This window comes from Pseudomonas sp. TE9122 (genome assembly GCF_056278925.1).
Genome location: NZ_JBWBQI010000001.1, coordinates 5,131,975 through 5,156,130, shown reverse-complemented (window position 1 = coordinate 5,156,130; position 24,156 = coordinate 5,131,975). Strand labels below are relative to the sequence as shown.

At 61.5% G+C, this 24,156-nt stretch carries 23 protein-coding genes and 1 other RNA gene; 15 read left to right on the top strand and 9 right to left on the bottom strand.

Annotation, left to right across the window (positions count from 1 at the left end; genetic code table 11):
* Positions 1-110: 110 nt before the first annotated feature.
* The 3 genes from ubiD (at position 111) to ACZ9BE_RS23300 (ending at position 3,398) form a co-directional block, all read left to right on the top strand.
* Positions 111-1,577 carry a 4-hydroxy-3-polyprenylbenzoate decarboxylase gene (gene ubiD, locus ACZ9BE_RS23310; RefSeq protein ID WP_150637074.1) on the top strand — a complete coding sequence of 489 codons (1,467 nt, stop codon included), beginning with the start codon at positions 111-113 and terminating at the stop codon, positions 1,575-1,577.
* Positions 1,577-2,545: a CDP-6-deoxy-delta-3,4-glucoseen reductase gene (locus tag ACZ9BE_RS23305; RefSeq protein ID WP_056791686.1), complete on the top strand. Its 969-nt coding sequence runs from the start codon at positions 1,577-1,579 to the stop codon at positions 2,543-2,545. The genes ubiD and ACZ9BE_RS23305 overlap by 1 nt, the downstream gene beginning before the upstream one ends.
* Positions 2,546-2,729: 184 nt before the next feature.
* Complete coding sequence (locus tag ACZ9BE_RS23300) at positions 2,730-3,398, top strand: gamma-glutamylcyclotransferase (RefSeq protein ID WP_024014748.1); 669 nt, start codon at positions 2,730-2,732, stop codon at positions 3,396-3,398.
* Here the strand turns inward: ACZ9BE_RS23300 and glpT are convergent.
* Positions 3,374-4,723 (bottom strand): glycerol-3-phosphate transporter, encoded by a 1,350-nt coding sequence (gene glpT, locus ACZ9BE_RS23295; RefSeq protein ID WP_024014747.1) that lies wholly within the window; start codon positions 4,721-4,723, stop codon positions 3,374-3,376. The genes ACZ9BE_RS23300 and glpT overlap by 25 nt on opposite strands.
* Positions 4,724-4,980: 257 nt before the next feature.
* Entirely contained in the window at positions 4,981-5,958 is a 978-nt protein-coding gene (locus ACZ9BE_RS23290; RefSeq protein ID WP_041476901.1) for an NADPH:quinone oxidoreductase family protein, read from the bottom strand.
* Between the two features lie 150 nt (positions 5,959-6,108).
* On the opposite strand from ACZ9BE_RS23290, the gene ACZ9BE_RS23285 reads away from it, so the two are divergent.
* Positions 6,109-6,516 (top strand): flagellar basal body-associated protein FliL, encoded by a 408-nt coding sequence (locus tag ACZ9BE_RS23285; protein ID WP_056791694.1) that lies wholly within the window; start codon positions 6,109-6,111, stop codon positions 6,514-6,516.
* Between the two features lie 141 nt (positions 6,517-6,657).
* On the opposite strand, the gene ACZ9BE_RS23280 is transcribed toward ACZ9BE_RS23285, so the two are convergent.
* Positions 6,658-7,110: an EVE domain-containing protein gene (locus ACZ9BE_RS23280; protein ID WP_252868452.1), complete on the bottom strand. Its 453-nt coding sequence runs from the start codon at positions 7,108-7,110 to the stop codon at positions 6,658-6,660.
* A 197-nt stretch (positions 7,111-7,307) separates the two neighbouring features.
* Here ACZ9BE_RS23280 and ACZ9BE_RS23275 point away from each other — a divergent pair, with 197 nt between their 5' ends.
* A complete protein-coding gene (locus tag ACZ9BE_RS23275) occupies positions 7,308-7,463 on the top strand; it encodes a hypothetical protein (RefSeq protein WP_024014743.1) in 156 nt (51 codons plus the stop codon).
* A gap of 35 nt (positions 7,464-7,498) precedes the next feature.
* Here ACZ9BE_RS23275 and ACZ9BE_RS23270 read toward each other — a convergent pair whose 3' ends face one another.
* The 4 genes from ACZ9BE_RS23270 to ACZ9BE_RS23255 all read right to left on the bottom strand — a co-directional run bounded on the left by ACZ9BE_RS23270 (position 7,499) and on the right by ACZ9BE_RS23255 (position 8,918).
* Entirely contained in the window at positions 7,499-8,104 is a 606-nt protein-coding gene (locus ACZ9BE_RS23270; protein ID WP_024014742.1) for a 5-formyltetrahydrofolate cyclo-ligase, read from the bottom strand.
* An 81-nt stretch (positions 8,105-8,185) separates the two neighbouring features.
* A non-coding RNA gene (gene ssrS, locus ACZ9BE_RS23265) (6S RNA) lies at positions 8,186-8,364 on the bottom strand.
* 30 nt (positions 8,365-8,394) lie between these two features.
* Positions 8,395-8,712, bottom strand: a complete 318-nt coding sequence (locus ACZ9BE_RS23260; protein ID WP_016772632.1) for a cell division protein ZapA — start codon at positions 8,710-8,712, stop codon at positions 8,395-8,397.
* The gene (locus ACZ9BE_RS23255; protein ID WP_007911197.1) at positions 8,709-8,918 is read right to left on the bottom strand and encodes a TIGR02449 family protein; all 210 of its coding nucleotides are present in this window, start codon (positions 8,916-8,918) and stop codon (positions 8,709-8,711) included. Before ACZ9BE_RS23255 ends, ACZ9BE_RS23260 begins: the two co-directional genes overlap by 4 nt.
* Before the next feature lie 125 nt (positions 8,919-9,043).
* Here ACZ9BE_RS23255 and ACZ9BE_RS23250 point away from each other — a divergent pair, with 125 nt between their 5' ends.
* The 10 genes from ACZ9BE_RS23250 (at position 9,044) to gcvP (ending at position 21,719) form a co-directional block, all read left to right on the top strand.
* The gene (locus ACZ9BE_RS23250) at positions 9,044-9,604 is read left to right on the top strand and encodes a YecA/YgfB family protein (RefSeq protein ID WP_041476897.1); all 561 of its coding nucleotides are present in this window, start codon (positions 9,044-9,046) and stop codon (positions 9,602-9,604) included.
* Positions 9,605-9,631: 27 nt separating this feature from the next.
* Positions 9,632-10,966, top strand: coding sequence for a Xaa-Pro aminopeptidase (gene pepP, locus ACZ9BE_RS23245; RefSeq protein ID WP_041476895.1), 1,335 nt, complete (start codon positions 9,632-9,634; stop codon positions 10,964-10,966).
* Positions 10,963-12,150 (top strand): 2-octaprenyl-6-methoxyphenyl hydroxylase, encoded by a 1,188-nt coding sequence (gene ubiH / locus ACZ9BE_RS23240; RefSeq protein ID WP_095181278.1) that lies wholly within the window; start codon positions 10,963-10,965, stop codon positions 12,148-12,150. The genes pepP and ubiH overlap by 4 nt, the downstream gene beginning before the upstream one ends.
* Positions 12,143-12,628 carry a DUF4442 domain-containing protein gene (locus tag ACZ9BE_RS23235; protein WP_258707329.1) on the top strand — a complete coding sequence of 162 codons (486 nt, stop codon included), beginning with the start codon at positions 12,143-12,145 and terminating at the stop codon, positions 12,626-12,628. The genes ubiH and ACZ9BE_RS23235 overlap by 8 nt, the downstream gene beginning before the upstream one ends.
* A 9-nt stretch (positions 12,629-12,637) precedes the next feature.
* Positions 12,638-13,855, top strand: coding sequence for a 2-octaprenyl-3-methyl-6-methoxy-1,4-benzoquinol hydroxylase (locus ACZ9BE_RS23230; protein ID WP_476250153.1), 1,218 nt, complete (start codon positions 12,638-12,640; stop codon positions 13,853-13,855).
* 220 nt (positions 13,856-14,075) lie between these two features.
* Positions 14,076-15,080 carry an extracellular solute-binding protein gene (locus ACZ9BE_RS23225; protein WP_056791711.1) on the top strand — a complete coding sequence of 335 codons (1,005 nt, stop codon included), beginning with the start codon at positions 14,076-14,078 and terminating at the stop codon, positions 15,078-15,080.
* A gap of 243 nt (positions 15,081-15,323) precedes the next feature.
* Complete coding sequence (locus ACZ9BE_RS23220; RefSeq protein ID WP_476249986.1) at positions 15,324-16,940, top strand: ABC transporter permease; 1,617 nt, start codon at positions 15,324-15,326, stop codon at positions 16,938-16,940.
* A gap of 155 nt (positions 16,941-17,095) precedes the next feature.
* Positions 17,096-18,178 carry a glycine cleavage system aminomethyltransferase GcvT gene (gene gcvT / locus ACZ9BE_RS23215; protein ID WP_071172161.1) on the top strand — a complete coding sequence of 361 codons (1,083 nt, stop codon included), beginning with the start codon at positions 17,096-17,098 and terminating at the stop codon, positions 18,176-18,178.
* Between the two features lie 47 nt (positions 18,179-18,225).
* Positions 18,226-18,609 carry a glycine cleavage system protein GcvH gene (gene gcvH, locus ACZ9BE_RS23210; RefSeq protein ID WP_150742944.1) on the top strand — a complete coding sequence of 128 codons (384 nt, stop codon included), beginning with the start codon at positions 18,226-18,228 and terminating at the stop codon, positions 18,607-18,609.
* A gap of 236 nt (positions 18,610-18,845) precedes the next feature.
* Positions 18,846-21,719, top strand: coding sequence for an aminomethyl-transferring glycine dehydrogenase (gene gcvP / locus ACZ9BE_RS23205; protein WP_476249985.1), 2,874 nt, complete (start codon positions 18,846-18,848; stop codon positions 21,717-21,719).
* 185 nt (positions 21,720-21,904) lie between these two features.
* On the opposite strand, the gene ACZ9BE_RS23200 is transcribed toward gcvP, so the two are convergent.
* A complete protein-coding gene (locus ACZ9BE_RS23200; RefSeq protein ID WP_172667868.1) occupies positions 21,905-22,225 on the bottom strand; it encodes a DUF2388 domain-containing protein in 321 nt (106 codons plus the stop codon).
* 65 nt (positions 22,226-22,290) lie between these two features.
* Entirely contained in the window at positions 22,291-24,075 is a 1,785-nt protein-coding gene (tfpB, locus tag ACZ9BE_RS23195; protein WP_476249984.1) for a type IV pilus assembly ATPase TfpB, read from the bottom strand.
* Positions 24,076-24,156 lie beyond the last annotated feature (81 nt).

Here is a 24,156-nt window from a genome sequence, read left to right as displayed (position 1 = left end):
GAGGCCTGCGCCTTCGCCGCAGCGCGGGGGCCACAATCGAGCAATGACGGGCTGCTGTTTGCCCCTCAGAGCAGGTAGGATGTACGCCTATTTTGAGGGTGCCATCGTCAATGAAATTCAAGGATCTTCGGGATTTCGTGCAGCAGCTTGAGCAGCGCGGAGAGTTGAAACGCATCCAGATTCCCGTCTCGCCGGTGCTGGAGATGACTGAGGTGTGCGATCGCACGTTGCGGGCCAAAGGCCCGGCACTGTTGTTCGAGAAGCCCACCGGTTACGACATTCCGGTGCTCGGCAACCTGTTCGGCACCCCCGAGCGCGTGGCCATGGGCATGGGCGCCGAGTCGGTCAGCGAGCTGCGCGAAATCGGCAAGCTGCTGGCCTTCCTCAAGGAGCCGGAGCCGCCGAAGGGCTTGAAGGACGCGTGGTCGAAACTGCCGATCTTCCGCAAGATCATTTCGATGGCGCCGAAAGTCGTCAAAGACGCGGTATGCCAGGAAGTGGTCATCGAAGGCGACGATGTCGATCTGGCGATGTTGCCGGTGCAGACCTGCTGGCCCGGCGACGTCGGTCCGCTGATCACTTGGGGCCTGACGGTCACCAAAGGCCCGAACAAGGAACGCCAGAACCTCGGTATCTACCGCCAGCAAGTGATCGGCCGCAACAAGGTGATCATGCGCTGGCTCAGCCATCGTGGCGGCGCTCTCGACTTCCGCGAGTGGTGCGAGAAGCACCCGGGCCAGCCGTTCCCGGTGTCCGTAGCCCTTGGCGCCGATCCGGCAACGATTCTCGGTGCCGTGACGCCAGTGCCGGACAGCCTTTCCGAATATGCTTTCGCAGGGCTCTTGCGCGGCAACCGTACCGAACTGGTCAAGTGCCGTGGCAACGATCTGCAAGTGCCGGCCACCGCCGAAATCATCCTTGAAGGCGTGATTCATCCGGGCGAAATGGCCGACGAAGGCCCGTATGGCGACCACACCGGTTACTACAACGAAGTCGACAGCTTCCCGGTGTTGACCGTCGAGCGCATCACCCACCGGATCAAGCCGATCTATCACAGCACCTACACCGGCCGTCCGCCGGATGAGCCGGCGATTCTCGGCGTGGCGCTGAACGAAGTGTTCGTACCGATTCTGCAGAAGCAGTTCCCGGAGATCACTGACTTCTACCTGCCGCCGGAAGGCTGCTCGTACCGCATGGCCGTGGTGACGATGAAGAAGTCGTATCCGGGGCATGCCAAGCGCGTGATGCTCGGTGTCTGGTCGTTTTTGCGACAGTTCATGTACACCAAGTTCGTTATCGTCACTGACGACGATATCAACGCCCGCGACTGGAACGACGTGATCTGGGCCATCACCACGCGCATGGACCCCAAGCGCGACACAGTGATGATCGACAACACGCCGATCGACTACCTCGACTTCGCTTCGCCGATTTCCGGCCTGGGCTCGAAAATGGGCCTGGATGCCACCCACAAGTGGCCGGGCGAAACCACCCGCGAGTGGGGCCGCGTAATCGTCAAGGACGACGCCGTCACCCAACGGATCGATGCCATCTGGAATCAGTTAGGAATAGATTGATGCGTGTAACCCTGCAGCCTTCCGGAGCAGTGCTCGAGATACAGCCCGGTGAGCGGATTCTCGACGGCGCGCGGCGTCTGGGCTATGACTGCCCGCAAAGCTGTCGCAACGGCAATTGCCACGTGTGTGCAGCGCTGCTGGTCGAGGGCCGCGTCGAGCAGGCCGGCAAAGTCCACGACCATGGCGAGTTCTACACCTGCATCGCCGCACCGCTGGAAGACTGCGTGCTGTTGTGGGATGGCGTGCTCGCACTCGGTGAATTGCCGGTGCGCAGCCTGTCGTGTCAGGTCATTGAGTGCCGCGAGGTCGGCGGCGATACCTGGCGCGTGCGTCTGCGTGCACCGGCGGGCAAGCCGCCGCGCTATCACGCCGGGCAATATTTGATGATCGAGCGTGAGAACGGCGAGAAATCGGCGTTCTCCATGGCTTCGGCGCCCCACGGCGGACGTGATCTGGAAATCCATGTGCTGGCGCGCGAAACCAGTGCGTTGAGCCTGATCGAGCAGCTGCAACGCAACCCGCTGGTGCGTGTCGAGTTGCCGTTCGGTGACACACATCTTGCGGAACTACCCGACGGTCCGCTGGTGTTGATCGCCGCCGGCACCGGCATGGGCCAGATTCACAGCCTGATCGAACATTGCCGCGCCGAAGGCTTCAAGCATCCAGTGCATCTGTATTGGGGCGTACGCCGTCCAGAAGACTTTTATCAGATCGAGCACTGGGACGAATGGCTGAAGCTGCCCAATCTGTTCCTGCACAAAGTGGTCAGCGACCAGTGCGGCTGGGAAGGGCGCTGCGGGATGTTGCACGAAGCGGTTTGCGAGGATTTCCCCGATCTGAAGCCGCTGCATGTCTATGCCAGCGGTTCGCCGGCGATGGTTTACGGCACGCTGGACGCGCTGGTCGAGGCGGGGATGGATGCGCATCAGATGCGCGCTGATGTGTTCGCCTACGCGCCGCGCTCCTGAGACTTATAACTTGGTATATAGCCGATCGGTATTTACCCTAAACAGTAAATATCGCTAGGTTATATATGAATCAGGCAATTAATCAGTGGCACTTAATTTGCCTTAAAACATATGTGCCTTATTGTTACAACGGTGCGTTCTATTAAGTAATTCTTCACCCGCGGGGAGCTGAACGCTATTCGCCATGAGCGCCATTGAAAACGCAATTCTGAACCTGGCTTACCCTCCGCGGCTCGATCTTGGGCCGCAGCTGACGCACGAACAACTTCTCGCTTCCATGCAATCGACCATGGCACGCCACAAGGGCGGGCCGGTGTGGCTGTTCGCCTATGGTTCGCTGATCTGGCGGCCGGAATGCACGGCGGTCGAGCGCATGCGCGGTCGCGTGCATGGCTATCATCGCGGCTTGTACCTGTGGTCCCACGAGCATCGGGGTACCCCGGAAATGCCCGGTCTGGTGTTCGGTCTGGATCGCGGCGGTTCATGCAGCGGTTTTGCCTACCGCTTGCCGGAAGACAATCTCGATACCGCGCTGTATGCCCTGTGGAAACGTGAGATGCCGTTTCCCTCGTATCGCCCGCACTGGCTCAATTGCCGGCTCGAAGATGGCACTCAGGTGCAGGCTTTGGGATTCGTTCTGGAGCGCCACCTGCCGAGCTATGCCGGCAACTTGCCGGATCATGTGCTCAGCCAGGTGTTCGCCAGCGCCAGCGGGCGGTACGGCACCACTCGCGATTATGTCGAGCAGACCGCGCACGCCCTGCGCAGCCACGCCATGCCGGATCGAAATCTGGAGGCGCGGCTCAAGCGCTGTAAATCACACAGCGATCAGGCGACCGCTTCACGGCTCTGACTGGCGACTTGCTTGTGCCACAGCGTTGGCGCAAGGAAGGCCATCGCCAGCAGGCAAGCGCCGACCAGCAGCACGAAACCGCCATCCCAGCCGAAGTGGTCAACGGTGTAGCCCATCGCCGCACTGGCCGCGACCGAACCCCCCAGATAACCGAACAGACCGGTGAAGCCCGCTGCAGTACCGGCGGCTTTCTTCGGCGCCAGTTCCAGCGCTTGCAGGCCGATCAGCATCACCGGGCCGTAGATCAGGAAGCCGATCGACAGCAGGGCGATCATGTCGACCATCGGATTGCCGGCCGGATTGAGCCAGTAAACCAGGGTCGCAACAGTCACCAGGGCCATGAACACCATGCCGGTCAAACCACGGTTGCCACGGAAGATCTTGTCTGACATCCAGCCGCACAGCAGCGTGCCCGGGATGCCTGCCCACTCGTAGAAGAAATAGGCCCACGAGGTCTTATCCACGGTGAAGCCCTTGGCTTCCTTCAGGTACGTCGGCGCCCAGTCCAGCACGCCGTAGCGCAGCAAGTAGACGAAGACGTTGGCCAGAGCGATGTACCAGAGCATTTTGTTGCGCAGCACGTATTTGACGAAGATTTCCTTGGCGCTGAATTCGTCTTCGTGGCTGGCGTCGTAGCCTTCCGGGTAGTCGTTCTTGTACTGCTCGATCGGCGGCAGGCCGACCGATTGCGGGGTGTCACGCATGGTGATGAAGGCGAACACCGCCACGCCCAGCGCGACCGCTGCCGGTACGTAGAACGCCGCGTGCCAGTCGTTGAACAGACCCATGCCGATCAGGAACAGCGGGCCGATCAGACCGCCGCCGACGTTATGCGCCACGTTCCACACCGACACCACGCCACCGCGTTCCTTCTGCGACCACCAGTGCACCATGGTCCGCCCGCTCGGCGGCCAGCCCATGCCCTGCGCCCAGCCGTTGATGAACAGGAGAATGAACATCATCGTCACGCTGGACGTTGCCCACGGCGCGAAACCGAAAATGAACATCACCCCGGCCGAGACCAGCAGACCGAACGGCAGGAAGAAGCGCGGGTTGGAACGGTCGGACACCAGGCCCATGAGGAACTTCGACAGGCCGTAAGCAATAGCGATCGCCGACATTGCCAGACCAAGGTCGCCACGGCTGTAGCCTTCGTCGATCAGGTACGGCATGGCCAGGGAGAAGTTCTTGCGCAGCAGGTAGTAACCGGCGTAGCCGATAAAGATACCGGCGAAGATCTGCCAGCGCAGGCGGCGGTAGGTGCTGTCTATTTTTTCTTCAGGCAATGGAGCCTGATGTGCGGCAGGACGAAAGAAAGCAAACATTCAAGAGCTCCAGTTTTCTTGTTTTGACTGCGGATGCGAATGTTACAGTTTCGTTACCGAAAATAGCATCGCTTCACGTCGGCAAAACAGCGGAAATTTGGGCAGATGAACGTTCCTTTATGAACATGTCGCTCTGAGACAAGTACGCGGCGCTGAGGGAATGGTGGCTCGGGTGGGTTTCTGCGGTTTTGCGCATGGGAGAGGCAGACCTCAACGCCAAAGCGATCCGGATGGTTGCTCCGGATCGCTCCATGTTGTTAACGAACCTGAACGACAACCTTGCCCACAGCCTTGCGCTGACCGAGATCATCGATTGCCTGCGCGGCATTGCTCAGCGGATACACCTGCGACACCAGCGGTTTGAGTTTGCCCTCGGCAAACCAGCTGAACAGCTGCTGGAAGTTGGCTGCGTTGTCCTGGGGTTGGCGCTGGGCAAAGGAGCCCCAGAACACGCCGAGCACCGCTGCGCCTTTGAGCAGGGCGAGGTTGACCGGCAGTTCCGGGATGCGTCCGCTGGCGAAGCCGACCACCAGCAGGCGGCCGTTCCAGGCGATGGCGCGGATGGCCTGGTCGAACAGGTCGCCGCCGACCGGATCGTAGATCACGTCGGCGCCCTGGCCGTCGGTGAGGCGTTTGATCTCCTCCTTGAGGCTGGCTTCGCTGTAATTGATCAGCTCATCGGCGCCGGCAGCCTTGGCCACCGCGAGTTTCTCGGCGCTGCTGGCGGCGGCGATCACGCGGGCACCCATGGCTTTGCCAATCTCCACGGCGGCGAGGCCGACGCCGCCCGATGCGCCGAGCACCAGCAGGGTTTCGCCCGGTTGCAGGTTGGCGCGTTGCTTGAGCGCGTGCATCGAGGTGCCGTAGGTCATGCTGAATGCAGCGGCGATGTTGAAATCCATCGACGGCGGAATCGGCAGGACGTTGTAGCCCGGCACCGCCACCTGCTCGGCAAAACTGCCCCAGCCAGTCAGGGCCATGACCCGGTCGCCGACTTTCAGATGGCTGACCTTTTCCCCGACTTCGCGCACCACGCCCGCCGCTTCACCGCCTGGCGAAAACGGGAAGGGCGGTTTGAACTGGTATTTGCCCTCGATGATCAGCGTGTCCGGGAAATTGACTCCGGCAGCGTGCACGTCCAGCAGGATTTCATTCTTCTTCGCGACAGGACTGGCGACGTCTTCCAGCACCAGCGATTCGGCAGGGCCGAAGGCTTTGCACAGCACGGCTTTCATCAGGGCTATTCCTTTGGGAGTGATGGCCGATAAGTGTAGGTGTGTGAATCAACGGGTCAACGAGCATGCCCGGCCCTGATAGTCAGCCATAAGCTTGTGCTTGCGCGGCGGGTCGTTATGCTAGGCCGCAAACCGGATAAGGAGCGAATTGTGAAAGCGTGGATCATGTTGTTGCTGGCCCTGTCTCTGCCTGTGGCAGCACTGGCCGAAGAAGCCAAAGAAGGTGAGGCGCCGAAGGTCAATTACATCACCCTGAGCCCGCCGTTCGTCGGCAACTATGGCCTCGACGGCACCGCCAAGCTCAAGGTCTACAAAGCCGATGTGGCATTGCGTGTGACTGGTGAGGAGGCGACCAAACTGGTCAAGGCCAACGAGCCGCTGATCCGCAATCAGCTGGTGGCGTTGTTCACTCAGCAGTCGACCGAGGCGATGGGCAGCATCGAGGGCAAGGAAAAGCTGCGTCAGGAAGCGTTGAAGCAGACCCAGCAGGTCATGAATGACGAGACCGGCAAGCCTGTTGTTGAGGATCTGTTGTTCAACAACCTGATCATTCAGTAAGTCATTCGCTGTCCGGGCAGGCCCCTTCGCGAGCAGGCTCGCTCCCACAGGGTTATTCGGTGAATGCAAAAATGTGCATCACCACCAATCCACTGTGGGAGCGAGCCTGCTCGCGAAAGCTATTTATCAGGCAAAAATGAATCAGGGTTTGAGCGCGATAACTGCCGCCCACTGCTCCGTCGTCACCGGCATCACCGACAACCGCGAGCCTTTCTGCACCAGTGGCATTTCTGCCAGCGCGGTCTGCTGTTTCAGGTAGTCGAGCTTCAAGACTCGCGCAAAGGTTTCGACGTGCGCCACGTCGATGGCGCTCCAGGCATTCTTCTGCGCTGTGGCCTTCGGATCGAAGTAATGGCTCTGCGGCTCCAGCGCCGTCGGATCGGGATACGCTGCTTGGATAATTTTGCCAATCCCGGCAATCCCCGGCTCGGGGCAGCTGGAATGGTAGAAAAAGAACTCGTCACCGACCGCCATCGCCCGCAGGAAATTGCGCGCCTGATAGTTGCGAACCCCGTCCCAGCGCGCCTTGCCGAGCTTTTCCAGACCCTTGATCGAGAGTTCGTCGGGCTCTGATTTCATCAGCCAGTAGGCCATGTGGTGTGCTCCTGAAGCGGTCATTGGGCAGGTTGTCGGGCAATTTTATGACAAACCGACAGTCGGTTGACGTCAGCGTTTGCGCACAGGTTCACGTTGCCGCAAAATGCCGGCCTTTAAAGCTTGACGCTGCTGCACGGCCTACGAACGGAAACCGCTGCTGTCATCGTGATGATGTGCCTTGAGGGGGGCAATCGATGAAACGCAAACCGGATTTGCTATGGACTTTGGTAATTTTGTTTGGCCTGGGCGTGGTAACCACCGGTTACGCGCAGAGCCTGTGGGCGAACAAGACCGACGCGCCGATTGAAGTGGCGCAACAGGTGCAACAGTCGACCGCTTTCAAACGCTGAACCTGTCTCTTCGACGCCGCTGTTCCATGCGGCGTCTACTCTGCGAAATACCACGCCTTGTCGGTGACCGTGCCTTGTAACGGGACATCCCAGCTCGCCTGCGCCAGACGTTCGACCTTCTGACACTCATGGGCCAGGCCCAGCAGCGTCGGCTTGCGCCAGTTCTTGCGCCGGGCCAGATAGGCGAGGCTGCGATCATAAAATCCGCCGCCCATGCCCAGGCGCCCGCCGACATCGTCAAACCCTACCAGCGGCAACAGCACCAGATCCAGCGCCCAGACCTTGCGTTGCCGAGCCAGATTGGCCCGGGGCTCGAGGATGCGGAAACGATTGGGGGTCAGCTTTTCGCCAGGACGAATACGCTGGAAGACCATTTTCGTTCGTGGCCACGCGCTGAGTACCGGCAGATAAGTTGCCTTGCCGCGACGCTGGGCTTCGCGCAGGAGCAGGCGCGGATCGATTTCACCGTCGGTGGGTAAATACAGAGAGATATGTTTTGCCCGGCGAAAGTGCGGGTCCTGGGCCAATTGGCGGAACAGGCCTTTGGCTGCCTGGCGTTGTTCGCCTGGCGTCAGTGCGCGGCGCGCCTTGCGCAGCAGGCGGCGGAGTTGCGGGCGGGGCAGCAGCGCGGGTTCGGTCATGGTTCGGCTTCGGCAGGTGGATGCAAAAACGTACGCATAAAAAATCCGATGTCGGCATACACCGACATCGGATTTCGAATCAGGCTCCCCGGATGAACCGCTGTCAACTCAGCCCTTGAACCCGAAAGTTCAAGGTGGAAGAAGCAGTAGACTTTAAGGCTTTCCGTCTAGCGGACATGCACACCAGCCCAACGTGCAACTTCCAGGGTAGTGCGAATCGGCTCCGGGACATCGTCAACTGGCAAGCACCCCAGGGAGTGCCGCGAGTATACCTCAAGCTGCCAGGCGAATCAGCCCTTGGCGGTGTTCTGATCGTCGGCCAGGACCAGATCGACACGATCGAGCAAGTCGCGCACCTGTTCGCGGGTCGAACCGCTGGCCTGGATGTCCGGGCGCTCTTCTTTGTGCAACAGGTCGTGGGTGATGTTCAGCGCGGCCATCACGGCAATGCGGTCGGCACCGATGACTTTGCCGCTGCTGCGGATCTCGCGCATCTTGCCGTCCAGGTAGCGCGCGGCACTGACCAGATTGCTGCGTTCTTCCGGCGGGCAGATGATCGAATACTCTTTGTCGAGGATCTGCACGGTAACGCTATTGCTTGAACTCATGAGTCTTGCTCCAGGGCCTTGAGGCGCGAAATCATCGATTCGACCTTACGCCGGGCGATTTCGTTTTTTTCAATGAGGTGAGCGCGTTCCTCGCGCCAGGTTTTTTCCTGAGCTAGTAAGAGTGCGTTTTGACTCTTAAGTTGCTCGACTCGGCCAATCAGCAGTTCGAGTCTGGCCATCAGCGCTTGCAGGTCGGTGTCTTCCATTGGGTCCACGTGTTCGTCTGATGGGTGGTGACTGGCGGACAGCCTTTAATGGTCTTGGCGGGGCTGTCGATGTAGGATACAAGGCCTTCATTCTAGACATAGCGCCGTCTGGCGCCTAGCTGCCCATGACCATTGCGAATTCCCCGTACCAAGCCTTTGCCACCCTGCTGACTGCCAGCGGCCACAACGTCTCGCCTGCCGAACTGCACGGCGTGCTGCTCGGGCGCAGTTGCGCCGGGGCCGGCTTCGATCACGAAGGCTGGCTGATCGACGCCGCCGAACTGCTCGAAGGCGACATCCAGGACAACGTCCGCAACGCTCTGATCGGCCTGCAGGAGATGGTCAAAGGCGAGCTGACCGGCGACGACGTCACTGTCGTGCTGCTGCTGCCGACCGACGATGCGCCGCTGGCCGACCGCGCTGCTGCACTGGGCGAATGGTGCCAGGGCTTCCTCAGCGGTTTCGGCCTGAACTGCCGCGACAGCAGCATGCTCAGCACCGAAGCCACCGAAGTGCTGCAGGATCTGGCCGCCATTTCCCAGGTGCAGGACGCGCTGGAGGAATCCGAAGACGGCGAATCCGACTACATGGAAGTCATGGAATACCTGCGCGTCGCGCCTCTGCTGCTGTTCTCGGAAACCAAGAAGTCCGATGTGCCGCCAGCGGCCAAACCTTCGCTGCATTAATCGCGTGCCAGGGAAAGCCATCTGCCCATGACCCATATCCCCAAAGCGGAATACAGCCGTCGCCGCAAGGCCCTGATGGCGCAGATGGAGCCCAACAGCATCGCGATCCTGCCCGCCGCCGCGGTGGCCATCCGCAACCGCGACGTCGAGCATGTCTATCGTCAGGACAGCGACTTCCAGTACCTCAGCGGTTTTCCCGAGCCACAGGCCGTCATCGTCCTGATGCCCGGCCGCGAGCACGGCGAGTACATCCTGTTCTGCCGTGAACGCAACGCCGAACGCGAATTGTGGGATGGCCTGCGCGCCGGGCAGGAAGGCGCGATCCGCGAGTACGGCGCCGACGACGCCTTTCCGATTACTGACATCGACGACATCCTCCCGGGCCTGATCGAAGGCCGCGACCGGGTCTATTCGGCGATGGGCAGCAACCCTGAATTCGATCGGCATTTGATGGACTGGATCAACGTGATCCGCTCCAAGGCGCACCTCGGCGCGCAGCCGCCGAATGAATTCGTTGCCCTGGATCACCTCCTGCACGACATGCGCCTGTATAAATCGGCGGCAGAAGTGAAGGTGATGCGCGAAGCCGCGCGGATTTCGGCGCAGGCGCATATCCGCGCGATGCAGGCCAGTCGTCCGGGGCTGTATGAATACAGCCTCGAAGCCGAGCTGGATTACGAATTCCGCAAGGGCGGGGCGAAGATGCCGGCCTACGGTTCGATCGTCGCCGCCGGGCGCAACAGCTGCATCCTGCATTACCAGCAAAATGACGCGCTGCTCAAGGACGGCGATCTGGTGTTGATAGACGCTGGTTGCGAGATCGACTGCTACGCCAGCGACATCACCCGCACCTGGCCGGTCAATGGCAGGTTCTCGCCGGAGCAGAAGGCGATCTACGAGTTGGTGCTGGCTTCGCAGGAAGCGGCATTCGCCGAGATTGCCCCCAACAAGCACTGGAACCAGGCGCACGAAGCCACGGTGCGGGTGATCACCGCAGGTCTGGTCAAGCTTGGCTTGTTGCAGGGCGAGGTTGACGAGTTGATCGCCAGCGAAGCCTACAAGGCTTTTTATATGCACCGCGCCGGCCACTGGCTGGGCATGGATGTGCATGACGTTGGCGAGTACAAGGTCGGCGGCGAATGGCGTGTGCTGGAGGTCGGCATGGCGCTGACCGTGGAGCCTGGCATCTACATCGCGGCAGACAATCAGAACGTGGCGAAGAAATGGCGTGGCATTGGCGTGCGCATCGAGGATGACGTGGTCGTGACCCGATCCGGTTGTGAAATCCTCACCAGCGGCGTGCCGAAAACCGTCGCCGAGATCGAAGCGCTGATGGCACAAGCAAGGACACACGCAGCATGAGTCGAGTCAATCTGGCAATCATCGGTGGCGGTCTGGTCGGCGCCAGTCTGGCGTTGGCGTTGCAGGCCGGGGCCAAGGCGCAGGGCTGGAAAATTGTCCTGATCGAACCGTTCGCCCCCGGCGACAGCTGGCAACCGAGCTACGACGCTCGCTCCTCGGCGCTGTCCTTCGGCTCGCGGCAGATTTATCAGCGCTTGGGCGTGTGGCAGGAAATTTCCCGCCGAGCCGAGCCGATCAAACAGATTCACGTCTCTGACCGTGGCCGCTTCTCCACCGCGCGCTTGTCGGCGATGGAAGAGGGTGTGCCAGCGCTCGGTTACGTGGTGGAGAACGCCTGGCTCGGCCAGTGCCTGTGGCAGCACCTCGACAAAGACGTGATCACGTGGCGCTGCCCGGCGGAAGTCACGCGCATGGAGCCGTTGGCCGATGGCTATCGCCTGACCCTCAACGATGAAACCACGCTGGAATGCGATCTCGCGGTGCTCGCCGATGGCGGCCGCTCCGGCTTGCGCGAACAGTTGGGCATCAACGTGCGCAAGCGCCCTTACAACCAGAGCGCGCTGATCGCCAACATCACCCCGAGCGAAGCGCACAACGGCATGGCCTTCGAGCGCTTTACCGATGAGGGGCCGATGGCCCTGCTGCCGCTGCCGGACAATCGTTGCGCACTGGTGTGGACGCGGCTGGGCATGGACGCGCAGCGTCTGACTGAATTGAGCGAGCGTGATTTTCTCAGCGAGCTGCAAGGCGTATTCGGTTACCGCCTCGGCACTTTGAAACAGGTCGGCGCACGGCATCTTTATCCGCTGTCACTGATCGAAGCTGAAGAACAGGTGCGCTCGCATCTGGCCGTGCTCGGCAACGCCGCACACAGCCTGCACCCGATCGCCGGCCAGGGCTTCAACCTGTCGCTGCGTGACGCCGACGCCTTGGCTGCCGCGCTGCTGGCCAGCGACAAGCCGCTGGGCGACTTCGCCACGTTGCAGGCCTATCGCGAGCGGCAGCGCCTCGATCAGGACCTGACGGTGGGCTTCTCCGATCAGGTCACGCGTCTGTTCGGCAGCACCCAGCCGCTGGTGTCGCTGGGGCGCAACCTCGGCCTGCTCGGCCTCGACCTGCTGCCGCCAGCCAAACGCTGGTTCGCCCGGCAGGCGATGGGTCTGGGAACCCGTCCGGATGCTTGAGTGGCTGAGCAACACATTCGGCAAGGCACGACTGATGCGTTGGGTAATGACCTGCTACCCGCCATATCTCGGCGCGGGTGTGCGGGTGCGCCACATCAGCGATGACTTTCGCGACGTTCAGGTGTCCATGGGGTTGGGCTGGTACAACCGCAACTATGTCGGCACCCAGTTTGGCGGCAGTCTGTATTCGATGGTCGACCCGTTCTTCATGTTGATGCTCATGGAAAACCTCGGTCCGAAGTACATCGTCTGGGACAAGGCCGCCGACATCGATTTCATTGCGCCGGGCAAAGGCCCGGTGTTCGCCCGGTTCAACATCGACCAGACCCTGCTCGACGAGATCCGCCGGCAGACCGCCAACGGCGACAAATACTTGCCGCAGTTGCAGGTCGACATTCATGACGGCGCCGGCAACCTTGTGGCGCGGGTCGGTAAAACCCTTTACGTGCGGCTCAAGCCGCAAGCGAGACAGGCCTAAAGCATGGAAATGCGCGCAGATGTGCTGATTGTCGGAGCCGGAATGGTCGGCAGCGCCCTGGCGCTGGCGTTACAGGACAGTGGGCTGGAAGTGCTGTTGCTCGACGGTAGCCCGCTGAGTGTCAAACCCTTCGATGCCGAAGCGGCGTTCGAACCGCGCGTCAGTGCATTGTCGGCGGCGAGCCAGCGCATTCTCGAACGCCTTGGTGTCTGGGACGGCATCGCCCAGCGGCGCAGCAGCCCGTACACCGACATGCATGTGTGGGACGGCAGCGGCACCGGGCAGATTCATTTCTCGGCGAGCAGCGTGCATGCCGATGTGCTCGGCCACATCGTCGAAAATCGCGTGGTCCAGGATGCCTTGCTCGAGCGTTTGCATGATTGCGACCTCGGCATGTTGGCCAATGCGCGGCTGGAGCAGATGCGTCGCTCCGGCGATGACTGGCTGCTGACCCTGGCCGACGGCCGCACCTTGCGCGCGCCGCTGGTGATCGCGGCCGATGGCGCCAATTCTGCTGTGCGCCGTCTGACCGGCGTGGCGACTCGCGAGTGGGATTATCTGCATCACGCCATCGTCACCAGCGTGCGCTGCAGCCAGCCGCACCGCAAAACCGCCTGGCAGCGCTTTACCGATCACGGGCCATTGGCGTTTTTGCCGCTGGAGCGTGATGGTCAGCAGGACTGGTGCTCGATCGTCTGGTCGACCACGCCGGGTGAAGCCGAGCGCCTGATGGCACTCGAGGAGACGGCGTTTTGCGCTGAGCTGGAGCGAGCCTTCGAAGGGCGCCTCGGTGAAGTGATCAACGCCGATCCGCGTCTGTGCGTGCCGCTGCGTCAGCGCCATGCCAAGCGCTACGTCGCTGAGGGCCTGGCCTTGATCGGTGATGCGGCGCACACCATTCACCCGTTGGCGGGGCAGGGTGTGAACCTTGGTTTCCTCGATGCAGCGGTGCTGGCGGAAGTGCTCCTGCAAGCGCATCAGCGCGGTGAGCGAATGGCGGACGTGAAGGTGCTGAGCCGCTACGAGCGTCGGCGCATGCCGCACAATCTGGCGCTGATGGCAGCGATGGAAGGCTTCGAGCGGTTGTTCCAGGCCGACCCCCTGCCGCTGCGCTGGTTGCGCAATGCCGGATTGAAACTGGTCGAGCAGATGCCCGAGGCGAAGGCGTTGTTTGTGCGCGAGGCGCTGGGGTTGACTGGGGATCTTCCAACTCTGGCAAAGCCCTGACCGCCTCATTGAGGCTGATGGCCCCTTCGCGAGCAGGCTCGCTCCCACTGTTGAGATGCATTCCAATGTGGGAGCGAGCCTGCTCGCGAAAGCGTCCGCCCACTTACCGCAGTTTTGAGCCGTGCAACATCTGGTAACGCCTTCCCCCAGTGTTCGATTGTGGTGGTAAATGTGAGTCCTTATCATTTGGCCCACCTTTCCCGACCGTGAGACCACTCCCATGTTGGCACCCAAGCGTCTTCTGACCGCACTGGCCTTGACCCTGATCGGCAGCACCACTGCCCAGGCCGCCGATGAGGTGGTGGTGTACTCGTCGCGCATCGATGAGCTGATCAAACCGGTATTCGATGCCTACACCGCCAAGACCGGGGTGAAGATCAAGTTCATCACCGACAAGGAAGCGCCGCTGATGCAGCGCATCAAGGCCGAAGGCGAAACCGCCACCGCCGATCTGCTGCTTACCGTCGATGCCGGCAACCTGTGGCAGGCCGAGCAGATGGGCATCCTCCAGCCATTCACCTCGAAAACCATCGACGCCAATATTCCTCAGCAATATCGCTCGTCCACCCACGCCTGGACCGGCCTGAGCCTGCGCGCACGGACCATCGCCTATTCCACCGAGCGGGTGAAGCCGGGCGAACTGACCACCTACGAAGCGCTGGCCGACAAGAACTGGGAAGGCCGCCTGTGCCTGCGCACGGCGAAGAAGGTCTACAACCAGTCGTTGACTGCGACCATGATCGAAGTCCACGGCGCCGAGAAGACCGAGAAAATCCTCAAGGGCTGGGTCAACAACCTGTCCACTGACGTGTTCTCCGATGACGTTGCAGTGCTGGAAGCGATCAACGCCGGGCAGTGTGACGTTGGCATCGTCAACACCTACTACTACGGTCGCTTGCACAAGCAGAAGCCTGAATTGCCGGTGAAGCTGTTCTGGCCGAATCAGGCCGATCGCGGTGTGCATGTGAACCTGTCGGGCATCGGCCTGACCAAACATGCACCGCACCCGGAAGCGGCCAAGGCGCTGGTCGAATGGATGACCACGCCTGAGGCACAGAAGATTTTTGCTGATGTGAACCAGGAATTCCCGGCCAACCCGGCGGTGGCGCCATCGGAAGAAGTGGCGGCGTGGGGCAAGTTTGTTGCTGATACGTTGCCGGTTGAGGTGGCGGGTAAACGTCAGGCCGAGGCGATCCGGATGATGGATCGGGCGGGGTGGAACTGAGGCGTTTCGTGTAACTGTTGATCTTTCAAGATCGCTCCCTCACCCCAGCCCTCTCCCGGAGGGAGAGGGAGCCAACTTGTTGCTTTCGAAACTTGAGTTCGACTCAATATCTCAGGTCGATGTAGTTTGCATGAGCACCTCGGTCAGTTCCCTCTCCCTCCGGGAGAGGGCTAGGGTGAGGGCAGCAATCCCAACCTGAAATACGCAATCCAAGAACACCCCAATCCCTCCAGAGACCCAAAAGTGGCCCACCCCGCCCAACGCCGCTGGTACCCCATCGTCTTCGCCATCGCCGCACTGGTGTTGTTGCCCCTGAGCGTGTTGCTGCTGTCGTGGCAGACCATCGATCAGCAGATCTGGTCGCACCTGTGGCAAACCCAGATGCCGCGTCTGCTCGGCAATACCCTGACGCTGATCCTCGGCGTCGGTGTCGGCGTGACTCTGCTGGGTGTCAGCCTGGCCTGGCTGACCAGCCTCTGCGAATTTCCCGGTCGGCGCTGGCTCGACTGGGCGTTGATGCTGCCCTTCGCCATTCCAGCGTATGTACTGGCGTTCGTTTTCGTCGGCCTGCTCGATTTCGCCGGCCCCGTGCAGTCCCTGTTGCGCGAATGGTTCGGCACCGGCCTGCGCCTGCCTCGGGTACGGTCCACCGGCGGGGTGATCGTGGTGCTGGTGCTGGTGTTTTATCCCTACGTTTATCTGCTGGCGCGCACCGCGTTTCTGGCTCAGGGCAAAGGCCTGATGGAAGCGGCGCGGGTGCTCGGGCAATCGCCGTGGCAGGCGTTCTGGCGGGTCGCGTTGCCGATGGCGCGTCCGGCGATCGGCGCGGGCGTGGCGCTGGCGCTGATGGAAACCCTCGCCGATTTTGGCGCGGTGTCGGTGTTCAACTTCGACACCTTCACTACGGCGATCTACAAAACCTGGTACGGCTTCTTCAGCCTGCCCAGCGCCGCGCAACTGGCCAGTCTGTTGCTGCTGGTGGTGATGCTGGTGCTGTACGGTGAACGCCGTGCACGCGGGGTGAATCGAGCCGCCAACGAGCGGCCACGGGTGAAAGCGCTGTATCACCTGCGGGGAATCAAGGCCTTCGCGGCGACGGGCTGGTGTGGATTGGTGTTCGCCAGCGCCTTCGTCATCCCGGTGCTGCAACTGATCGTGTGGTTCTGGCAGCGTGGACGCTTCGATCTGGATGAGCGCTACGCCGGACTGATTCTGCACACGCTGTACCTGGGTGCCATGGCGGCGCTGATCACCGTCAGCGTTGCACTGTTGCTGGCGTTTGCCCGGCGCCTGGCGCCGACCCCAGCCATCAACTCCGGCGTCGGTCTGGCCAATCTCGGCTACGCCTTGCCCGGTTCGGTGCTGGCGGTGTCGATCATGCTTGCCTTCAGTTATCTGGATCGTGAGCTGGTGATTCCGCTTTCGTCATGGCTCGGCGGTGCGGGCAGACCGTTGCTGCTCGGCAGCCTCGCAGCTTTGCTGATGGCGTATCTGGTGCGCTTTATCGCTGTCGCTTACGGGCCGCTGGAAAGCAGTCTGGCGCGTATACGGCCATCTTTGCCCGAAGCGGCACGTAGCCTGGGTGTCAGTGGGCCGCGACTGTTTTTCAAAGTGTATCTGCCGCTCTTGCTGCCCGGCACTTTGAGTGCGGCGTTGCTGGTGTTCGTCGATGTGCTCAAGGAAATGCCCGCGACCCTCCTGATGCGCCCGTTTGGCTGGGACACGCTGGCGGTGCGCATCTTTGAAATGACCAGTGAAGGCGAATGGGCGCGCGCCTCGTTGCCAGCATTGACCCTGGTGCTGGTCGGGCTGTTGCCGGTGATCGGATTGATTCGACGTTCGGCGCATCGAAACACTTAGTCGTCAGTCCTACATCATGCGGCTACAATGCGCGGCATTCGGTGCGGTTCGTCTGACAGACCCGTGCGCTGGAATCGGCTGCAAGCCTTATTCATCAAGGCTTTCAGCCGTATAGCGGCGGTCCGCACCCTCGCCACGCCCGGAAGGAGAAACCCATGGGACAGCGTACGCCTCTGTATGACCTGCACCTCGCGCTCGGCGCGAAGATGGTCGATTTTGGCGGTTGGGACATGCCACTGCATTACGGCTCGCAGGTCGAGGAGCACCACGAAGTGCGCCGCGATTGCGGGGTGTTCGATGTTTCCCATATGACCGTGATCGATGTCACCGGCGCCCAGGCCAAGGCCTGGCTCCAGCATTTGCTGGCCAACGACGTCGAACGTCTGCACCGCCCCGGCCGGGCGTTGTACAGCACCATGCTCAATGAGCGCGGCGGCATCGTCGACGACATGATCGTCTATCGCCTCGACGACGCGTACCGGCTGGTGTTCAACGCCTCGACCCGCGATCAGGATCTGGCCTGGATGAACGCCCAGCTCGGCGCCTACGACGTGCAACTGCACGAGCGCGCCGAGCTGGCGATGCTCGCCATCCAGGGCCCGCAGGCCCGGCACAAGATTGCCGAACTGGTGACCCAGTCCCGCGCCACGCTGATCCAGCAACTCAAACCTTTCGAAGGCGCCATCGACGGCGACTGGTTCATCGCGCGTACCGGTTACACCGGCGAGGATGGCCTGGAAATCTGCCTGCCCGCCAATCAGGCGCCGGGTTTCTTCAACGACCTGGTCGGTGCCGGTATTTCTCCGATCGGTCTCGGTGCTCGCGACACCTTGCGCGTCGAGGCCGGAATGAACCTGTACGGTCAGGACATTCATCAGGACGTTTCACCGCTGGCCTCGAACATGGCCTGGAGCATCGCCTGGGAGCCGGCCTCGCGGCAGTTCATCGGTCGCGCGGCGCTGGAGGCGGAAAAAGCCGCGGGCGTAGCGCACAAGCTGGTCGGTCTGGTGCTGGAAGAACGCGGGGTTTTGCGCGCTCACCAGGTGGTGCGCATCGCCGATGTTGGCGAAGGGGAGATCACCAGTGGTAGTTTCTCTCCTACGCTGAGCAAATCGATTGCCCTGGCGCGTGTACCGATGGCGACTGCCGACCGCGCCGAAGTGGAAATCCGTGGCAAGTGGTACCCGGTGCGAGTGGTCAAACCGACCTTCGTGCGCCATGGCAAAACCTTGATCTAACCTTTTCTGGCGGGTATGACCGCTGACCAATTTCCGAGGAACCGAAGATGAGCGATATCCCTGCCGAACTGCGTTTTGCCGAAAGTCATGAATGGGCGCGTCTGGAAGCTGACGGCACCGTCACCGTGGGCATCAGCGATCACGCGCAGGAAGCGCTGGGCGACGTGGTGTTCGTCGAGTTGACCGAAGTCGGCAAGGTGTTCGCCGCCGGTGATCAATCCGGCGTGGTCGAGTCGGTGAAAGCCGCCTCCGACATCTACGCCCCGGTCAGCGGTGAAGTCATCGCGATCAACGAGGCGCTGACCGACTCGCCAGAAGAGCTGAATAATGACCCGTACGGCGCGTGGATCTTCAAGCTCCAGCCAAGCGACAAGGCCGAGCTGGACAAGCTGCTGGATGCTGCTGGGTACAAGGCTGCAATCGGCGAGTAAGTTGCCGGCAACACCCAAAGCCCCGATTCGTCGGGGCTTTTTTATGGGCGACGAATATCCCTTTGTGGGAGCGAGCCTGCTCGCGAAAGCGCCATATCAGTCAATGCCAAGGTTTCTGAAACACCGCTTTCGCGAGCAGGCTCGCTCCCACAGGGGCGGCGTGATCTTGAAAATTCGCCTGCTATGCTGGTTTGACCGTGTCGATTGACGCCAAGCGCCAGCCAGGAGAGCCCGTCATGTCCCAGTCGCCGTCCCTGAGCCAGTTACGCGATCCCGAAGCCTTTCTGCGCCGCCACCTTGGCCCGGATGCCGCCGAGCAGCAGGCGATGCTTGACAGCCTCGGCCTGGGCAGTCGCGCCGAGCTGATCGAGCAGACCGTGCCGCCGGGCATTCGCTTCAATCGCGCACTGGATCTGCCGCCGGCACTCGACGAACAGGCTGCGCTGGCGAAACTACGCGGTTATGCCGAGCAGAATCAGCTGTTCACCAGCCTGATCGGCATGGGTTATCACGGCACCGTCACGCCGACCGTCATTCTGCGCAACGTGCTGGAAAATCCCGGCTGGTACACCGCGTACACCCCATACCAACCAGAAATCGCTCAAGGCCGGCTCGAAGCGCTGCTCAATTTTCAGCAACTGACCATCGACCTCACCGGCCTGGAACTGGCCAACGCCTCGCTGCTCGATGAGGCCACCGCAGCGGCCGAAGCCATGGCGTTGGCCAGGCGCGTGGCGAAGTCGAAGAGCAATCTGTTTTTTGTGGATGAAAACTGCCATCCGCAAACCCTCTCCGTGGTGCAGACCCGCGCCGAAGGTTTCGGCTTCGAGCTGATCGTCGACGCGGTGGATAACCTGGCGCAGCACGAGGTGTTCGGCGCGCTGCTGCAATACCCCGACACCCACGGCGAAATCCGCGATCTCAAACCCTTGATCAACCACCTGCACGCACAACAGGCCCTGGCCTGCGTCGCCACCGATTTGCTCAGCCTGCTGGTGCTGACGCCGCCGGGTGAGTTGGGTGCCGACGTGGTGTTCGGTTCGTCCCAGCGTTTTGGCGTGCCGATGGGTTATGGCGGCCCGCACGCGGCGTTCTTCGCCAGCCGCGAGGAATACAAACGAGCGATTCCGGGGCGGATCATCGGTGTATCGAAAGATGCTCGCGGCAACGTCGCGCTGCGCATGGCCCTGCAAACCCGCGAGCAACACATCCGCCGCGAGAAAGCCAATTCGAACATCTGCACCGCGCAGGTGCTGCTGGCCAATATCGCCAGCTGTTATGCGGTGTATCACGGCCCCGAGGGCTTGAAGCGTATCGCCCAGCGCGTGCATCGCCTGACCTGCCTCCTCGCCGCGGGACTCAAGCGCAACGGTATCAAACGGCTCAACGAGCAGTTCTTCGACACCCTGACCCTGGAGGTCGGCGGTGCGCAAACGGCGATCATCGAAAGCGCTCAGGCGGCGCAGATCAACCTGCGCATTCTTGGTCGCGGCCGCGTCGGTCTGAGTCTGGACGAGACCTGTGATGAACACACCGTGGCGAAGCTGTTCGATGTGCTGCTCGGCGCCGATCACGGCCTGAGCGTTGATGCGCTTGATGCGCAGGACATCGCCTCGGGAATTCCCGACGAACTCCAGCGCAGCACGCCGTACCTGCAACATCCGGTGTTCAACGCTCACCACAGCGAAACCGAGATGCTGCGTTACCTCAAACAACTGGAAAACAAGGATCTGGCGCTCAATCAGTCGATGATTCCGCTCGGTTCCTGCACGATGAAGCTCAACGCCACCAGCGAAATGATCCCGATCACCTGGCCGCAGTTCGCCAATCTGCATCCGTTCGTGCCGAGGGAGCAGGCTGTCGGTTACACACTGATGATCGAAGAACTTGAGGGTTGGCTCTGCGCGATTACCGGTTTCGATGCTATCTGCATGCAGCCCAATTCCGGCGCCCAGGGCGAATACGCCGGGCTTTTGGCGATCCGTAAATATCACGAGAGCCGGGGGGAGGGCGCGCGGGATATCTGCCTGATTCCGTCATCGGCCCATGGCACCAACCCGGCCTCGGCGCAGATGGCCGGAATGCGTGTTGTCATTGTCGAATGCGATGAGGCGGGCAACGTCGATCTGGATGATTTGCAGCTGAAAGCCGCCGAGGCCGGGAACAAGTTGTCGTGCCTGATGGCGACCTATCCGTCGACCCATGGCGTTTACGAGGAAGGCATCAGCGAAATTTGCGCAGTGATTCACCATCACGGCGGCCAGGTGTACATGGATGGCGCCAATCTCAATGCCCAGGTCGGCTTGGCCAGGCCGGCGGACATTGGCGCCGACGTCTCACACATGAATCTGCACAAGACCTTCTGCATTCCCCATGGCGGCGGCGGGCCGGGCATGGGGCCGATCGGCGTTCGTGCGCATCTGGCGCCGTTCGTCGCCAACCATCCGGTGGTGCCGATTGACGGGCCGCTGGCGCAGAACGGCGCAGTCAGCGCAGCGCCGTGGGGCAGTGCGAGCATTTTGCCGATCAGTTGGATGTACATCGCCATGATGGGCCCGCAACTGGCGGACGCCAGCGAGGTGGCGATTCTGGCGGCGAATTATCTGGCGCAGCATCTATCCGGGGCATTCCCGGTGCTTTACGCCGGGCGCAACGGCCGGGTGGCGCATGAATGCATTCTTGATTTGCGCCCACTGAAGGCGCAGACCGGCATCAGCGAGGAAGACGTTGCCAAGCGGCTGATGGATTACGGCTTCCACGCGCCGACCATGTCCTTCCCGGTACCGGGTACCTTGATGGTCGAGCCGACCGAGAGCGAATCCAAGGCAGAACTCGACCGTTTCATCGCTGCGATGCTGAGTATTCGCGCCGAGATCAATGAAGTGCAGAAGGGCAACTGGCCGGGCGAAGACAACCCGCTCAAACGCGCGCCGCATACGCTGGCCGATGTCACTGGGATCTGGGAACGGCCCTACAGTGTCGAACAGGGCATTACCCCGGATGCGCACACCCGATTGCACAAATATTGGCCGGCGGTGAATCGGGTGGATAACGTCTACGGCGATCGCAATCTGTATTGCGCCTGCGTGCCGGTGGATGATTACCGCTGATCTCTAAATCCACCACCCCCCTGTGGGAGCGAGCCTGCTCGCGAAAGCAATCGTCCAGCCGGCATTTGCGGTGACTGGCTCACCGCTTTCGCGAGCAGGCTCGCTCCCACAAGGGATGGTGGTGAGGCGGTAATCCGGGCAAAAAAAAGCCGCTCGATCGAGCGGCATTTTTGAGGGTGCGAGGCTTACTCGGACGCCACGGCGTTCTTCGCCAGAATCGCGTTCGCCAGTTCCATGTCCGAAGCCTGCAGGCCCGGGTTGTCGGCGCGGACTTTCTGCATGGCTGCTTCCAGGTACGGGCCACGGATGCCGCCGTCGCTGGCGACGAAGCTGCCGGCGTCGTCCTGGGCGGCGACGATCAGCTTGTGATCCTTGAACGTCAGGTAGGTCGAGCCGGTGGTGGCACCGGAGGAGATGACGTTACGCCAAAAGCTGTCCGCCATGGCCGAACCAACGGGAAGCGACAGCAGGGCCAAGGTGGCGACAGCAAGTTTGAGACGCATGATGAGGTGACTCCTGGGATTGACTACGGCGTTGGATAGCCGATCCCCCGATCCAGTTCCGTGCTGAATTATTTCAACTCACTTTGCGGCGTCACCCGCAGTACTTCTTCCACCGTGGTCAGCCCCGCCGCGACTTTCTGCGCGCCGGACAGGCGCAGGCTGCGCATGCCTTCCTTGAACGCCTGACGGCGGATCGCGGTGAGGTCGGTATCCGGGGTGATCAGCGCTTTGAGGCTGTCGCTCAGTTGCATGATTTCGTAGACCCCGGCGCGGCCGCGATAGCCGGTGTCGCGGCATTCCAGGCAACCGATCGCTCGCTGCGCATTGCTCGGCAGCGGCGCTTGCCAGGGCCGGGTCAGGGTTTGCCAGTCTTCATCCTCGAGCGTCAGTGGCGCCTTGCAGTGCGGGCACAAGGTGCGCACCAGACGCTGAGCCATAACGCCGAGCACGGTGGCTTTGATCAGGTAATGCGGCACACCGAGTTCGAGCAAACGGCTGATGGCGCTTGGTGCATCGTTGGTGTGCAGGGTGGACAAGACCAAGTGGCCGGTGAGTGCGGCCTGAATCGCCATTTCCGCAGTTTCAAGGTCGCGGATCTCGCCGATCATGATGATGTCCGGGTCCTGCCGCATCAGCGCGCGCACCCCGGCGGCGAAGGTCAGTTCGATGTTGTGCTGCACCTGCATCTGGTTAAAGGCCGGCTCGACCATTTCGATCGGGTCCTCGATGGTGCAGAGGTTGACCTCCGGCGTCGCCAGTTTTTTCAGCGTGGTGTACAGGGTGGTGGTCTTGCCCGAACCGGTCGGCCCGGTGACCAGAATGATGCCGTTGGGCTGGCGGGTCATGTCCTGCCAGCGCCGCAGGTCGTCGGCGCTGAAACCCAACTGGTCGAAATTCTTCAGCAGCACTTCCGGGTCGAAAATCCGCATGACCATTTTTTCGCCGAACGCCGTCGGCAAGGTCGACAAACGCAACTCCACTTCGCCGCCGTCCGGAGTCTTGGTCTTGACCCGGCCATCCTGGGGTTTGCGCTTTTCCGCGACGTTCATGCGACCGAGGCTTTTCAGGCGGCTGACGATCGCCATGGTCACCTGCGGCGGGAATTGATAGACGTTGTGCAGCACGCCGTCGATGCGAAAGCGCACGGTGCCGTGCTCGCGGCGCGGTTCGATGTGGATATCGCTGGCGCGCTGCTGGAAGGCGTACTGGAACAGCCAGTCGACGATGTTGACGATGTGCGCGTCGTTGGCGTCCGGTTCCTGGTCGCTGGCGCCGAGATTGAGCAGTTGTTCGAAATTGCCGAGGTTGCCGCCCTGGGCGTCGGCATTGCTGGCGCCGCTGACCGATTTGGCCAGACGAAAGAATTCGACGCTGAAGCGCTGGATGTCGACCGGGTTGGCCACGACCCGTTTGATCGGCAGCTTCAATACGTGGGTCAGATCGGCTTCCCAGCCGTTGACGTAAGGCTGGGCGCTGGCCACGGTCACCGCATCACGGTCCACGGCGACGGCGAGAATCCTGTGCCGTTGCGCGAAGGCATAGGACATCAGCGGTGTGATCGCTGCGACGTTGATTTTCAACGGATCGATGCGCAAGTAAGGCTGGCCGGCCTGTTGTGCCAGCCACAGGGTCAGGCTTTCCAGATCCAGATATTTGCCTGGCCGGCTGAGGTCGTCGAGTTGTTGGCTGGCGATGAACTCCAGCGGATGCATCTGCCCGTGAGCAGCATGGCGACGGCGGGCATTGAGCGCCTGTTCCGCCGCGTCCTGGCAGATGAAGCCTTGGGCGACCAGTTCACGCAGTACATCGTTGAGGTCCAGCCAGCGGTCCTGATTGACAGATTGAACGGACATGTGGCTTTCCTTTTTAAGCGTCATGCCCAAAAGGATAGTCGTGGCTCTGCTGACCGTTGGGCCACTACCCGACGAAGCCGT

Excerpts from the sequence above, each read along its gene's own strand:
- ubiD (WP_150637074.1), top strand. The coding sequence starts at position 111 with ATGAAATTCAAGGATCTTCGGGATTTCGTGCAGCAGCTTGAGCAGCGC.
- ACZ9BE_RS23305 (WP_056791686.1), top strand. The coding sequence starts at position 1,577 with ATGCGTGTAACCCTGCAGCCTTCCGGAGCAGTGCTCGAGATACAGCCC.
- ACZ9BE_RS23300 (WP_024014748.1), top strand. The coding sequence starts at position 2,730 with ATGAGCGCCATTGAAAACGCAATTCTGAACCTGGCTTACCCTCCGCGG.
- glpT (WP_024014747.1), bottom strand. The coding sequence starts at position 4,723 with ATGTTTGCTTTCTTTCGTCCTGCCGCACATCAGGCTCCATTGCCTGAA.
- ACZ9BE_RS23290 (WP_041476901.1), bottom strand. The coding sequence starts at position 5,958 with ATGAAAGCCGTGCTGTGCAAAGCCTTCGGCCCTGCCGAATCGCTGGTG.
- ACZ9BE_RS23280 (WP_252868452.1), bottom strand. The coding sequence starts at position 7,110 with ATGGCCTACTGGCTGATGAAATCAGAGCCCGACGAACTCTCGATCAAG.
- ACZ9BE_RS23275 (WP_024014743.1), top strand. The coding sequence starts at position 7,308 with ATGAAACGCAAACCGGATTTGCTATGGACTTTGGTAATTTTGTTTGGC.
- ACZ9BE_RS23270 (WP_024014742.1), bottom strand. The coding sequence starts at position 8,104 with ATGACCGAACCCGCGCTGCTGCCCCGCCCGCAACTCCGCCGCCTGCTG.
- ACZ9BE_RS23260 (WP_016772632.1), bottom strand. The coding sequence starts at position 8,712 with ATGAGTTCAAGCAATAGCGTTACCGTGCAGATCCTCGACAAAGAGTAT.
- ACZ9BE_RS23255 (WP_007911197.1), bottom strand. The coding sequence starts at position 8,918 with ATGGAAGACACCGACCTGCAAGCGCTGATGGCCAGACTCGAACTGCTG.
- ACZ9BE_RS23250 (WP_041476897.1), top strand. The coding sequence starts at position 9,044 with ATGACCATTGCGAATTCCCCGTACCAAGCCTTTGCCACCCTGCTGACT.
- pepP (WP_041476895.1), top strand. The coding sequence starts at position 9,632 with ATGACCCATATCCCCAAAGCGGAATACAGCCGTCGCCGCAAGGCCCTG.
- ubiH (WP_095181278.1), top strand. The coding sequence starts at position 10,963 with ATGAGTCGAGTCAATCTGGCAATCATCGGTGGCGGTCTGGTCGGCGCC.
- ACZ9BE_RS23235 (WP_258707329.1), top strand. The coding sequence starts at position 12,143 with ATGCTTGAGTGGCTGAGCAACACATTCGGCAAGGCACGACTGATGCGT.
- ACZ9BE_RS23230 (WP_476250153.1), top strand. The coding sequence starts at position 12,638 with ATGCGCGCAGATGTGCTGATTGTCGGAGCCGGAATGGTCGGCAGCGCC.
- ACZ9BE_RS23225 (WP_056791711.1), top strand. The coding sequence starts at position 14,076 with ATGTTGGCACCCAAGCGTCTTCTGACCGCACTGGCCTTGACCCTGATC.
- gcvT (WP_071172161.1), top strand. The coding sequence starts at position 17,096 with ATGGGACAGCGTACGCCTCTGTATGACCTGCACCTCGCGCTCGGCGCG.
- gcvH (WP_150742944.1), top strand. The coding sequence starts at position 18,226 with ATGAGCGATATCCCTGCCGAACTGCGTTTTGCCGAAAGTCATGAATGG.
- gcvP (WP_476249985.1), top strand. The coding sequence starts at position 18,846 with ATGTCCCAGTCGCCGTCCCTGAGCCAGTTACGCGATCCCGAAGCCTTT.
- tfpB (WP_476249984.1), bottom strand. The coding sequence starts at position 24,075 with ATGTCCGTTCAATCTGTCAATCAGGACCGCTGGCTGGACCTCAACGAT.